General features: G+C 70.2%; 9 protein-coding genes. 6 read left to right on the forward strand and 3 right to left on the reverse strand.

What is annotated here, in order from left to right; all coding sequences use genetic code 11:
* Positions 1-58: 58 nt before the first annotated feature.
* The 4 genes from ACZ5VD_RS17585 to ACZ5VD_RS17600 all read left to right on the forward strand — a co-directional run bounded on the left by ACZ5VD_RS17585 (position 59) and on the right by ACZ5VD_RS17600 (position 6,460).
* Positions 59-1,276: a thiolase family protein gene (locus tag ACZ5VD_RS17585; protein ID WP_468548221.1), complete on the forward strand. Its 1,218-nt coding sequence runs from the start codon at positions 59-61 to the stop codon at positions 1,274-1,276.
* A complete protein-coding gene (locus ACZ5VD_RS17590; protein ID WP_468682635.1) occupies positions 1,273-3,402 on the forward strand; it encodes a 3-hydroxyacyl-CoA dehydrogenase NAD-binding domain-containing protein in 2,130 nt (709 codons plus the stop codon). Before ACZ5VD_RS17585 ends, ACZ5VD_RS17590 begins: the two co-directional genes overlap by 4 nt.
* Positions 3,403-3,569: 167 nt before the next feature.
* A complete protein-coding gene (locus ACZ5VD_RS17595; protein ID WP_468682636.1) occupies positions 3,570-5,009 on the forward strand; it encodes a cellulose binding domain-containing protein in 1,440 nt (479 codons plus the stop codon).
* Positions 5,006-6,460 (forward strand): polysaccharide deacetylase family protein, encoded by a 1,455-nt coding sequence (locus ACZ5VD_RS17600; protein WP_468682637.1) that lies wholly within the window; start codon positions 5,006-5,008, stop codon positions 6,458-6,460. The genes ACZ5VD_RS17595 and ACZ5VD_RS17600 overlap by 4 nt, the downstream gene beginning before the upstream one ends.
* A 65-nt stretch (positions 6,461-6,525) precedes the next feature.
* Here the strand turns inward: ACZ5VD_RS17600 and ACZ5VD_RS17605 are convergent, their stop codons facing one another.
* The 3 genes from ACZ5VD_RS17605 to ACZ5VD_RS17615 all read right to left on the reverse strand — a co-directional run bounded on the left by ACZ5VD_RS17605 (position 6,526) and on the right by ACZ5VD_RS17615 (position 10,840).
* The gene (locus tag ACZ5VD_RS17605) at positions 6,526-8,247 is read right to left on the reverse strand and encodes a glycosyltransferase (protein ID WP_468548225.1); all 1,722 of its coding nucleotides are present in this window, start codon (positions 8,245-8,247) and stop codon (positions 6,526-6,528) included.
* On the reverse strand, positions 8,244-9,515 hold the full coding sequence (locus ACZ5VD_RS17610; RefSeq protein ID WP_468548226.1) for a nucleotide sugar dehydrogenase: 1,272 nt from the start codon (positions 9,513-9,515) through the stop codon (positions 8,244-8,246). Before ACZ5VD_RS17610 ends, ACZ5VD_RS17605 begins: the two co-directional genes overlap by 4 nt.
* Before the next feature lie 308 nt (positions 9,516-9,823).
* Entirely contained in the window at positions 9,824-10,840 is a 1,017-nt protein-coding gene (locus ACZ5VD_RS17615; RefSeq protein WP_468682638.1) for a PLL family lectin, read from the reverse strand.
* Between the two features lie 123 nt (positions 10,841-10,963).
* On the opposite strand from ACZ5VD_RS17615, the gene ACZ5VD_RS17620 reads away from it, so the two are divergent.
* Both ACZ5VD_RS17620 and ACZ5VD_RS17625 read left to right on the forward strand, forming a co-directional pair.
* On the forward strand, positions 10,964-11,854 hold the full coding sequence (locus ACZ5VD_RS17620; RefSeq protein ID WP_468548228.1) for an NAD(P)-dependent oxidoreductase: 891 nt from the start codon (positions 10,964-10,966) through the stop codon (positions 11,852-11,854).
* Between the two features lie 27 nt (positions 11,855-11,881).
* A complete protein-coding gene (locus ACZ5VD_RS17625; protein ID WP_468548229.1) occupies positions 11,882-12,256 on the forward strand; it encodes a PIN domain-containing protein in 375 nt (124 codons plus the stop codon).
* Positions 12,257-12,988 lie beyond the last annotated feature (732 nt).

Here is a 12,988-nt window from a genome sequence, read left to right on the forward strand (position 1 = left end):
GCGCGCGCTCAGCGCATCGCAGCAGTAGAGCCGTCCCGCACCCTGGAGGAGAGCCATCGTGCCTCGTACCGTCAGGGACGTCGTCTTCGTAGACGGCGTCCGTACCCCGTTCGGCAAGGCGGGCCCGAAGGGCATCTACCACGAGACCCGGGCCGACGACCTCGTCGTGAAGGCGATCCGGGAGCTGCTGCGCCGCAACCCCGGTCTCGACCCGAAGAAGATCGACGAGGTCGCCATCGCCGCGACCACGCAGATCGGCGACCAGGGTCTGACCCTCGGCCGCACCGCGGGCATCCTCGCCGGTCTCCCCCAGTCGGTGCCCGGCTACTCGATCGACCGCATGTGCGCCGGTGCGCTGACCGCGGTGACGACCGCGGCCGGTTCGGTCGCCTTCGGTGCCTACGACGCCGTCATCGCCGGTGGTGTCGAGCACATGGGCCGTCACCCCATGGGCGAGGGCGTGGACCCGAACCCGCGGTTCGTCAGCGAGAAGCTGGTCGACGAGTCCGCCCTGTTCATGGGCATGACCGCCGAGAACCTGCACGACCGCTACCCCACGATCACCAAGCAGCGCGCCGACGAGTACGCGGTGCGCTCGCAGGAGAAGGCCGCCAAGGCGTACGCCAACGGCAAGATCCAGCAGGACCTGGTGCCGATCTCGGTCCGCCGCACCAGCCCGGAGGCCGGTGAGACGGGCTGGGGCCTGGTCACCGCCGACGAGCCGATGCGCCCGGGCACGACGCTGGAGAACCTGGCCGGTCTGAAGACGCCGTTCCGTGTGCACGGCCGGGTCACCGCCGGTAACGCGGCCGGCCTGAACGACGGTGCGACCGCCTCGATCATCGCCTCCGAGGACTTCGCCCGCGAGCACGACCTGCCGGTGAAGATGCGCCTGGTCTCGTACGCCTTCGCCGGTGTCGAGCCGGAGGTCATGGGCTACGGCCCGATCCCGGCCACCGAGAAGGCCCTCGCCAAGGCCGGCCTGTCGATCGAGGACATCAACCTCTTCGAGATCAACGAGGCCTTCGCGGTCCAGGTGCTCGCCTTCCTGGAGCACTACGGCATCGCCGACGACGACGCCCGCGTCAACCAGTACGGCGGCGCCATCGCCTACGGCCACCCGCTCGCCTCGTCGGGCGTACGCCTGATGACGCAGCTGGCCCGCCAGTTCGAGGAACAGCCGAACGTCCGCTACGGCCTGACCACCATGTGTGTCGGCTTCGGCATGGGCGCCACGGTCATCTGGGAGAACCCGCACTTCGAGGGGGACAAGTGAGCACCACCGCTGAGCTTTTGAAGGGTGCGGCCGAGCTGTTCCCCGACGAGGTCGTGACGTCCGCGCACGTACGCCACCTCGACCTGCCCCACGGCGCCGGGCGTTTCGCGCTCATCACGCTCGACAACGGCCTCGACCACACCAAGCCGACCACCTTCGGCCCGGCCTCGCTGGCGAACCTGGGCGTCGCGATCGACCAGGTCGAGAAGGAGGCCTCGGCCGGCGAGATCGTCGGTGTCGGTGTCACCGGCAAGCCGTTCATCTTCGCCGTCGGTGCCGACCTCAAGGGCGTCGAGCTGCTCAAGGAGCACAAGGACGCGCTCGCCATCGGCAAGGGCGGCCACGAGGTCTTCAAGCGCCTCGCGGGCATCGCCGTGCCGACCTTCGCGTACTACAACGGCGCGGCCATGGGCGGCGGCGTCGAGGTCGGTCTGCACTGCGCGTACCGGACCGTCTCCAAGGCGCTCCCGGCGTTCTCGCTCCCCGAGGTCTTCCTCGGCCTGGTCCCCGGCTGGGGCGGCTGCACCCTGCTGCCCAACCTGATCGGCGCCGACAAGGCCGTCTCGGTGATCATCGAGAACAGCCTCAACCAGAACAAGCAGCTGAAGGGCCGGCAGGTCTTCGACCTCGGTATCGCCGACGCCCTCTTCGAGGGCGCCGACTTCCTGGAGCAGTCGCTGATCTGGACCGCCCAGGTACTGAAGGGCGAGGTCGCGGTCGAGCGTCCGGCGATCGACCGCGGCGAGGCCTGGGACCAGGCCGTCGCGCGCGGCCGGTCCGTCGCCGACTCCAAGGTGCACGGTGCGGCCCCGGCCGCCTACCGCGCCCTCGACATCATCGCCGCCGCCAAGAACGGCGACCTCCAGCAGGGCTACGACGCCGAGGACAAGGCCCTCGCCGACCTGATCATGGGTGGCGAACTCCGGTCCGGCATCTACGCGTTCAACCTGGTGCAGAAGCGCGGCAAGCGCCCGGCCGGTGCCCCGGACAAGTCGCTCGCGCGTCCGGTCACCAAGGTCGGTGTCGTCGGCGCCGGTCTGATGGCCTCGCAGCTCGCCCTGCTGTTCCTGCGCCGCCTTGAGGTGCCGGTCGTGCTGACCGACATCGACCAGGAGCGCGTCGACAAGGGTGTGGGCTACGTCCACGCCGAGATCGAGAAGCTGCTCGGCAAGGGCCGCATCAACCAGGACAAGGCCAACCGTCTCAAGGCCCTGGTCTCCGGTGTGCTGGACAAGGCCGAGGGATTCTCCGACGCGGACTTCATCATCGAGGCCGTGTTCGAGGAGATCGGGGTCAAGCAGCAGGTGTTCGCGGAGGTCGAGGCGGTCGCCCCGGCGCACGCGATCCTCGCCACCAACACCTCCTCGCTGTCGGTCACCGAGATGGCGTCGAAGCTGAAGAACCCCGAGCGGGTCGTCGGCTTCCACTTCTTCAACCCGGTCGCGATCCTCCCGCTGCTGGAGATCGTGCGCGGCGAGCAGACCGACGACGCCTCGCTGGCCACGGCGTTCGGTGTCGCCAAGAAGCTGAAGAAGACGGCGGTGCTGGTGAAGGACGCCCCGGCGTTCGTCGTCAACCGCATCCTCACCCGCTTCATGGGCGAGATCCAGAACGTCATCGACGAGGGCACGTCGGTCGAGATCGCCGAGAAGGCCGTCGAGCCGCTCGGTCTGCCGATGTCCCCGCTGGTGCTCCTGGAGCTGGTCGGTCCCGCGATCGGTCTGCACGTCTCGGAGACCCTCAACCGGGCCTTCCCGGAGCGTTTCACGGTCTCCCCGAACCTCGCGGCCGTCGTCAAGGCGGGCAAGCGCGGGTTCTACGTGTACGACTCCGGCAAGCCGGAGCTGGACCCGGAGGTCGCCGCGCTGCTGAAGCAGGGCGACACCGTCCTGACCGAGGAGCAGGTCCGCGACCGCGTCCTCGACGCCGTCGCCCAGGAGATCGGGCTGATGCTCGACGAGGGTGTCGTCGCCGAGGCCCAGGACATCGACCTCTGCCTGATCACGGGCGCCGGCTGGCCCTTCCACCTGGGCGGCATCACGCCGTACCTGGACCGCGAGGGTGTCTCCGAGCGGGTGAACGGCAAGCCGTTCCTGGCTCCGGGCGTCGCGAGCGTCCCGGCGTAACGCGTTACCCCTGAGGGGGGTGGGGTGCCCGGTAACGATCCGGGCGCTCCGCCCCCTTTTCGCTGGTCTTGACGGATAGGATCCTCACATAATCCGACCACTTGTTTACATGGTGCTGACGGTTTCGACCCCTCTGCCGACCGGCACCGTGCGAAGGAGTTCCCACCGTGGCGACCACCCGCCGCCGCCCACCCCGACGTCGGGTCTGGCCCAAGATCAGGTTGCTCCTCCTGGTCTGTGTGGTTGCCGCCGGAGCCACGGCGCTCTATCCCGTCTGGAAGGCCGCGAACCCGGACCCGCCGGAGCTCGTCGTCCGGTACCGGACCGAGACCCCGGCCACCGCGGCCGCCGCCGAGCCCTCCCTCGAAGTCCTCAACGAGTCGAAGAAGCCGCTGCCGCTCAGTGAGGTGACGCTGCGGTACTACTTCACCGCGGACACGGACTCCTCGTACGCGTACAACTGCGTCCAGGCCGCCGTCGGCTGCTCGAACATCGCCGGGAAGGTCACCGAGCTCGACCGGTCCGCCGAGAACGCCGACCACTACCTGGAGCTGCGCTTCACCGAGGACGCGGGCACCCTGAAGCCCGGCGCCAACAGCGAGGGCATCGACATCCAGCTGTACCGCGCCGACCACAAGAAGCTGACGCAGTCCAACGACCGCTCCTTCGACGCCGAGAAGACGACGTACAAGGAGTCGAAGGCGGTCACCGCGTACCGGCGGGGTGTCCTCGTCTGGGGCGACGAGCCGGACGGCGGCGGCGAGAAGGACGCGGCCTCGGCCAAGGCGTCGGCGGCCCCCGACCCGTTGCCGGCCGCCCCCGAGGGCGTGCTGTTCGACAACTTCCACTACGTCGGCGCCAAGGACCCCGCGCTCTTCAAGCACGGCTGGCTGGTCCGCACCAGCAAGGGCGGTCCGGGCATCGACGACACCTGGACGGCCGACGGCGTGACCTTCCCCGGTGAGCGGGACGCCCTCGGGGACGGCCAGGTGCTCAACCTGCGCGCCTCCACCGACGGCACCGAGTCGGGTACCGGGCAGGCGAGTCTGGGCACCGCGAGCCGCGAGTTCCGCGAGGGCACCTACGCCGCCCGGATCCACTTCAGCGACGAGCCGGCGAAGGGCGGGGGCGGCGACCACGTCAACCAGACCTTCTACACCATCGGCGGCAGCGGGAAGACGTACAGCGAACTCGACAACGAGTACATGCCGAACGGCGGTTGGGGCCGGCTCGGTCCGAAGCTCGACACCGTCACCTGGTACGACCACGAAGAGAACGACCGGGTCTACACCACGACGAACAAGAGCCTGGCCGGCTGGCACACCATGATGATCACGGTCGAGGACGACGTGGTGACCTACCGCATGGACGGCAGGAAGCTCTTCGGCAGCAGCGGCAAGTACGCCCCGCGCGCCGGCATGTCGATCAACTTCAACCACTGGTTCGTGGATCTGCCCTTCAAGGGCGACCGGGCCTGGGACATGAAGGTCGACTGGCTGTACTACAACGCGAACGACGTGATGTCCGCCAAGGACGTCGACGCGGCCGTCAAGGAGTACAGCGACCACGGCATGAACTACTTCGACACCGTTCAGGAGAAGCGTTGAGCACAGAACAGTCCCGTTCTCGTTCGCTGAGCCGGCGCGCCGCGCTGCTGATGGGCGGTTCGGGAGGCGTCGCACTGGCGGGCGGCGGGGCCTGGGTGGGCTCCACCGTGGCTGCCCAGCCCGCCGCGGCGGCGGCCGAGGCGGCCATCGGCGGCCTGGTCACGCCCCCGGCCTACGCGCCGTCCGGGCGCCGGCCCAAGTACCGCCGGGCCACCTGGTCCCAGCAGTTCCAGGCCTCGCACGGCTGGACCGCGGCGGGCGCTGGCACCGCGTCGGCCGAGGCCAACGACACGACCGCCTTCGTGCGCGGGACCCAGTCGGTCCGGGTCACCACCAACGGCACCGGCAAGCAGTCGTACGTCCGCAGGACCGGAATGACCGCGCAGAACCTGACCGGCAAGATGATCCGGCTCGTGCTGCGGGTCGAGGACGTCACCAACCTGTCCAAGCTGGTCTTCTACCTGGGCAGCGGCTCCCTGGCGAACTACTTCTCCTGGACCCTGCACGCCCATTCGACGACGTCGGCCAACTACGTGCAGTCCGGGGAGTGGGTGACGGTCCACCTCCAGTGGGCCGACGTCACCAGCGCGGCGGGCACGTACTCGCTCTCCGCGGCCGGCGCCCCGTCCACCAGGACCGGCTTCACCGACATGTCGTTCGCCGTGTACGACAACGCGGGCGGTGCGGTGACCTACCGGCTGCAGGCCGTCGAGCTGATACCGGACACCGCCACGGTCTTCCCGAAGGGCGTCGTCTCGATCACCTTCGACGACTCCCACAAGTCGATCCACGACCTGGCCCGCCCGGTGATGGACTCGTTCGGCTACTCGGGCACGGTCTACAACATCGCCGACGCGATCGGCACCGGCAGCTTCCTGACGGTCAATCAGATGCGCTCGATGCAGGACTACTCGGGCTGGGAGATGGCCGGGCACTCCTACGCCAACGCCACCCACACCGCCAGCTATCCCAAGCTGACCGCGGAACAGGCGGACGACGACTTCCGCAAGCTGCGCGAGTGGCTGGTCGGCAACGGCTTCTCCAGCGAGCACTTCGCCTATCCGCACGGGGCGTTCCAGAAGACGTCGGACGGCGTTCCGGTGGACCTGATCGCGAGCCGCCACTTCACCACGGCCCGGTCGATCATCTCCGAGACGATCGAGTCCTTCGCCCCGGCGATGCCCTACCGGCTCAAGGCGCTGACCGGTATCAACGACGGCTCGGGCATCGGCGGTACGGCGCTGTCGAAGGTGACCGGCGCGGGTGGCCGGCTGGACCGCTGCGCGGCCAACGGCGACTGGCTGATCCTGTGTCTGCACAAGGTCGTCGAGGGCTCTCCGGCGACCAGCACGGAGATCGGCAAGGCCGGCCTCAAGTCCCTGATGCAGGCGATCGACGACCGCGACATCCCGGTGCTGACGGTCGAGGAGGCGATGGCCTCCTACACGTGAGGCCCCGGGCGTGGAGGAGGGGGTGGCCGCGACCGGCCACCCCCTCCTCCTCGTCCGCGTGGGGCCTACCAGCCCGGTCCGCGGCCCTGGCCGTTGCCCTGCTGCCAGGACGGGTCCACCTGGCCGCCCTGGTGCTGGTGGGGGTCGTAGCCCTGCTGGTACGGGTCGTACGGGGCGTCCTGCCACTGCTGCTGTCCGGCCGGGGCCGGCGTCCCCCAGGTCACGGCCTGCTGGGGAATGTGCGCGTGCTGCTCGTCGTAGCCGGGCAGCGGCTGCGGCTGGGTGGGGATGGCGCCCGCCGGGCGGGTGCGCAGGGCCACGCCTTCCAGACGCATCAACTGGAGCGTCTCGCTGACCTTCTTGTCCGAGTACGGGTCCTCTTCCTCGAAGATCTCCGTCACATCGGCCTCGTGGTCGCCGGCCACGGACACCTCGACGCCGCCCTGCCGGGTGCCCCAACTGCCCTTGTGCAGCGTGAAGAGGGCGTAGAACCGCAGCGGGGTGAGCAGGGTCAGCTGGATCACGCCGTAGATCGGCGCGAGCAGGAACATGCCGAACCGCTTGACGAAGCCCATGCCGCGGCGCGGGAAGTCGAGGTACCGCACATTGCGGAGGTACCCCATGAGCACCATGAAGATCAGGTAGTCACCGATGTGGTTCACGAACTGGGCGGGCTTGATGATGGGCAGGATGACCATCGAGTAGAACATCGCCGAGCCGAAGACCAGCCACAGCGCCAGTTCCATACAGGTCAGCCAGAAGGCGGGCCGGTACTTCTTCTGGTGCCGGAAGGCCCACAGGGACTCGCGGAAGAAGGACTTGTTCCAGCGGACCTGCTGGCGCAGGAAGTGCGGCAGCTTCTCGGGGACGGCCGTGTAGCCGACGGCGGTCTCCTGGAAGACCACCTGCCCCTCGATCAGGCAGTAGTTGGTCATCCGGCGGTCGTCGCCGAAGACGGCCGGTTTGCCCAGGAACTGTTGGTTGAGAAAGTCGTCGAGGTACTTGCGCACCAGCGTGCCGCGGTAGGCGGAGAGCGCGCCGCAGCAGCACAGCACCGACTTCAGACGCGAGTAGGCGGCCCGTTCGAAGAGGAACGAGTTGCCGTAGCGCAGGTCCTGGAGGCGCGTGAAGATGTTGCTGTCGTGGTTGAGCGCGAGGACCATGCCGGTGGAGGCCATGATCTTCTCGTCGGCCAGCGGCATCAGCAGTTCGCGGACGGTGTCGCGGGACAGGACGGTGTCCGAGTCGACGCAGAGGAAGATGTCCGAGTACGGCGCCGCCTGGAACCCGAGGGCGAGGGCCTCGCGCTTGCCCTTGTTCTCGGGCTGCACGCTGACCGTGTACTTGACGCCCCTGGCCTCGAACTCGCGGCGCATCTTCTTCGCCGTCCGGATGCCGGAGTCGTTGGCGCTGGCGTCGTCGATGATGTGGATCTCGTTCGGCAGCCGGCTCTGCGCGAGGAGGCTGCGCATGCCCTGCTCGAACATCACCGGGTCCTCGTTGTAGATCGGGATGACCGCGGTGACCCAGGAGTTCTCCAGGTACTCCAGCTCCTCCCGGCCGGCCTTGGCCGGCCGGTAGAAGAGGGCACCGAACATCTTCAGGGTCAGCAGACCCATGGCACCCATCGAGTACAGGTGCAGGGAACCGGCGTCCAGCCGCGTGGCGATCAGCACGGCGAGGCCGAGGAAGACGATGTACGAGACCTTCAGGTGCCGGCGTTTTCGGTGCCCACGATGTCCACCGGAGTCGACCGCCCCGGCTATGTACGTGTCCTCGGAAGTCACAGCTTGACCACCCGCGGATGGTCGGCGGACTTGCCCCGGGTGTCGAACAACGCCCGGGCGCGGTCGGCGAGTTCACCGAGGTCGATCTCGCGGTGCGGCTGGAGCAGGACGGTGAGGTCGGCGGTCTCGGCCGCGGTCAGGTAGTCCTCCACCCGCTCGATGCTCTCGCCGCCGACCTTCCAGTCCTCGACGCGCGGGTCGAAGTAGACGAGTTCGGCGCCGCGCGCGAGGAGGTTCTCCGCGACGGCGAGGGCCGGGCTCTCCCGCTGGTCGGAGATGTCGGGCTTGTAGGTGACACCGAGGAGCAGGACGCGGGAGCCGCGGACGGCCTTGCCCTGGTCGTTGAGGAGATCGGCCGCGCGGTTGACCACGTGCACGGGCATGCGCTGGTTGATCTCCTGCGCGAGCTCCACGAACCTGAACGGAATGCCCAGCGAACGCACTTTGTACGACAGGTAGTTGGGGTCGATCGGGATGCAGTGGCCGCCGACGCCCGGACCCGGGTAGAAGGGCGCGAAGCCGAACGGCTTGGTGGAGGCGCAGCGGATCGCGTCCCAGAGGTCGACGCCGATCTCACGGCAGAACATCGACATCTCGTTGACGAGCGCGATGTTGACGTGCCGGTAGGTGTTCTCCAGGAGCTTGGCCATCTCGGCCTCGCGGGTGCCCTTGGCCTCGACGACGCGGTTCACGAAGCGCTCGTAGAGGGCGCGGGCGGCCTTGGTGCAGTCCGCGGTGATGCCGCCGACGACCTTCGGGGTGTTCTCCAGGCCGAAGGAGGGGTTGCCCGGGTCGATGCGCTCCGGGGAGAAGGCGAGGTGGAAGTCGGTGCCGACACGCAGCCCGCCGGCCTCCAGGCGCGGGCGGACGACCTCGTCGGTGGTGCCGGGGTAGGTCGTCGACTCCAGCACCACGAGGGTGCCGGGGCGCAGGTGGGCGGCGATGTCGTCCACGGCGGCGTGCACCGCGCCGAGGTCGGGGGCGCCGTGGTCGGTGAGCGGGGTCGGCACGCAGACCACGACCGCGGCGGCGTCCGCGATGACCTCGGCCCTGTCGACCGCCTCGAAGCCCTGCTCGGCCATCGTGCGGACATCGGCGTCGGTGATGTCGTCCACGTGCGACCGCCCGGCGGTGAGCCCGTCGACGACACGTCGACTGCGATCGAGACCGACCACCTTCAGACCGGCGCCGGCGGCGGAACGGGCCAGTGGCAGCCCCACGTAACCGAGTCCGACAACGACAAGATCCACCGTGGAGGATCTGCTCACGACAACATTCCCAACCCCGTTTTACCGACCTCGCGGCCGGGTGCCGGTGCTACGTCGGTCTCCCGATTAATTCGAACAAACGAAGGGAGGCTAACAACACCTTCACGCCTTAACCACAGTTTCTTAAAGTGCCTCTTGTCACGCACACGCCCATACAACCCTCTATGGAGTTCGCGTGTCTCAGCTTTCCGAACGCCACATGTCATGTCCTGTCATGAAGACGCACCCAGGCGATCAGATACGGACATCGGGCCGGGTCTCCGCCGGGGGACCGACGGCGGCCTTCGACGGCGGCCATCCCCAGGGCATCAGATCTGACGCCATGCCTCCAGGGCGAGACCCGGCTCTTCCTTGCGGCGGGTGAGCAGCAGCTGCCCGTCCGACGGGGAGAGGGTCGCGGCCACGACCCGGTCGTCCTCGTCGACCGCCAGGGACACCTCGGCGTCCGCGGGGAGCTGGGGACCCGACTCGGTCCACCAGGCGCCCGCCGACTCCTGCTCGGTGGGGTACGCGGCGAAGGCCACCCGGCCGCTCGCGGAGCGCTGGGCGACCAACGTGCAGTCGTGACCGTCGAGTTCGCAGCGGACGGCGGTGACCGGGCCGGGACCCGCCGACGCGAGGAGCGTGACCGGCTTGCTGCCGGGGCGCCAGGCGCACAGGTCGCCCGAGGTGTCGGTGAAGAACAGGGTGGTGCTCTCGGCGGACGTGGCGAGGGCGCGGAGGGTGCCCGGACGAACCGCCGTCTCGACCGTCTCCCCCAGGACCGGCTGGGCGCCGGGCTCCTCCTGCCGCCAGTGCAGGAGGCCGCCGGGGGTGGCCGCGTACACCTCGACGCGTCCGGACTCCCCCGTCACGGCCGCCAACTCCTCCTGTACGTCGGCCCCCTTGAGGTCCCGCCAGGGGTTCCAGCCGCCCTTCTCCTTCTGGGCGGCCATGCTCACGCCGCCGCCCCGGTTCCGCAGGAAGACATGGGCGCGGCCCTGCCCGTCGACCGCGACGGCGGGCAGGGCGACGGCGGGGCCCTTCTTGCCGGGCGGCCCGACCGGGGCCCAGTCGAGAGCGGCCAGCCGGGGCCGGAAGTGCGTGGAGTGCACCAGGGCGGACTCGCCGTCGGCCAGGGGCCGCCAGGCGACCAGATGGGCGTAGCCGTCGGCGCCCTGGCCGACCGCGAGCACGGGGCGCAGCTTCTGCTCGCCGCCCACCCGGCGGGCCGTGTCCCACGCGCCGCCGGGGGCACGCTCCGCCCGGCACAGGACGGCGTCGCCCGCGGGCAGATACACACTGAGCCGGCCGTCTCGGCCGCGTATGAGCCAGTCGCCGTTCACCGGATCACTCTAAGCGGAGGGGTCCCGCCGACGCCGTCTGCCCCCGGAGGCACGGTTCGGCCGACGGGTCCGGCAGGCTGGAGCACGGCAACGGGCACCGTACGAGGACAGGAAGTCGACGTCATGACCGACATGCGCACCGTGAGCGTTCTGGGCACCGGGATCATGGGGGCCGCGATGGCCCGCAACCTCGCCCGCGCCGGACACACCGTCCGGGCCTGGAACCGCAGCCGCGGCAAGGCCGAGCCCCTCGCCGCCGACGGCGTCGAGGTCGCCGGCACCCCCGCCGAGGCCGTGCGGGACGCCGACGTCGTCCTGACCATGCTGTACGACGGTCCCGCCGCCCTCGACGTGATGCGCGAGGCGGCCTCCGGTCTGCGTCCCGGCGCCGCCTGGGTCCAGTCGACGACCGCGGGCGTCGAGGCGATCGGCACCCTGGCCGGCTTCGCCCGCGAGCACGGGCTGGTCTTCTTCGACGCACCGGTGCTGGGCACCCGTCAGCCCGCCGAGGCCGGTCTGCTGACCGTGCTGGCCGCCGGACCGGCCGAGGGGCGGGCCGCGGTGACGCCGGTCTTCGACGCGGTCGGCACGCGCACGGTGTGGACCGGTGAGGACGGCGCGGCCGGTTCCGCCACCCGGCTGAAGCTGGTGGCCAACAGCTGGGTCCTCGCCGCCACCGCGGCGACCGGCGAGGTGCTGGCCCTCTCCCAGGCCCTCGGCGTCGACCCGCACACCTTCTTCGACCTCATCGAGGGCGGACCGCTCGACATGGGCTATCTGCGCGCCAAGTCCGCGCTCGTCCTCGACGACCGGCTCTCCCCCGCCCAGTTCGCGGTGTCCACCGCCGCGAAGGACGCCCGGCTGATCGTCGAGGCGGGTGAGCGGAACGGCGTACGGCTGGACGTGGCCGCGGCGAGCGCGGAGCGGCTGGAGCGGGCCGCCGCGCAGGGTCATGCCGACGAGGACATGGTGGCGGCGTACTTCGCGAGCTTCGACGAGAAGCGGGTGGACTGAACCGACGCCCGTGGGACCCTGGCCGGTATGGACGAGAACGCCCCGCTGCTCGTGATCGTGGACGCCGCGAACGTCGTCGGATCGGTGCCCGACGGATGGTGGCGGGACCGGCGGGGCGCCGCCGAGCGACTGCGCGACCGGCTCGCGGCGGACGGGGTGCCGGGACGTTCCGGGCCGGTGGAGCTGGTCCTCGTGGTCGAGGGCGCGGCCCGTGGCGTCGAGTCGGTGCCGGGGGTACGGGTCGAGACGGCACCCGGAAGCGGGGACGACCACATCGTGAGGCTGACCGAGGGGGCGGGCGACCGACCGGTCCTGGTGATCACCGCGGACCGCGAACTGCGGCGACGGGTGACGGAGTCGGGCGCCGAGGTCGCGGGCCCCCGAACCGTCAGACCGGCCTGACGGTTCTCGCCCGGTACACCCCGGAGCGCCGGACGGCCCCGTGGCCTCCGGCAGGACGGCCCCCGCGGCCGTCGCCGACGCCCTCGCGAGCCCGACAACACGGAGGCCGATCCTCTCCCCACCCGGGCCGGCACCCGCACCTGGGCCTTGCGTGACGGCCATGAAGCAGCCACCTTGGACGCCCTTCCCGTCCGGCTTGCCGCTCCCAGCACGGCCACCCGCCGACAGACCGCCCGGCGGCCCGAGCGAGGCCGCGCACCACCGACGCTGCCGCCCCCAGAAGGCCGCAACAGCGTCGGCGAGCACCGAGTCCGGGGCGAGGCGTGTTGCGGCCACTCCCCGTCCCCACACGGCCGCGTCGCGCTGTCGGCGAGCACCGGGTCGGTTGGGCGACCTGGCGACCCTAGCGAGGCCGCGTACCACCGACGCTACTGCCCCCAGAAGGCCGCGGCAGCGTCGGCGAGCACCGAGTCCGTCGCGGGGCCTGTTGCGCCCACGCCCCGTCCCCACACGGCCGCGGCGGGCTGTCGGCGAGCACCGGGTCCGTGGCGAGGATGAATGGCTCCGCGTCCGCGGGCCGATCGCCGCCGGGGGTCCGCCACCCGCCCCGGTACGGCCGCGCCCGGACCTCCGTGAGTGGAAGCCCGGGCGATCGGATGAGGTGAGACGAGCCGGTAGGCCAGCCCTCGGTGCTGTCCACCACCCGCCCCGCTACAGCCGCGCCCGGACCTC

The sequence above is a fragment of the Streptomyces sp. NPDC032822 genome (assembly GCF_055578825.1).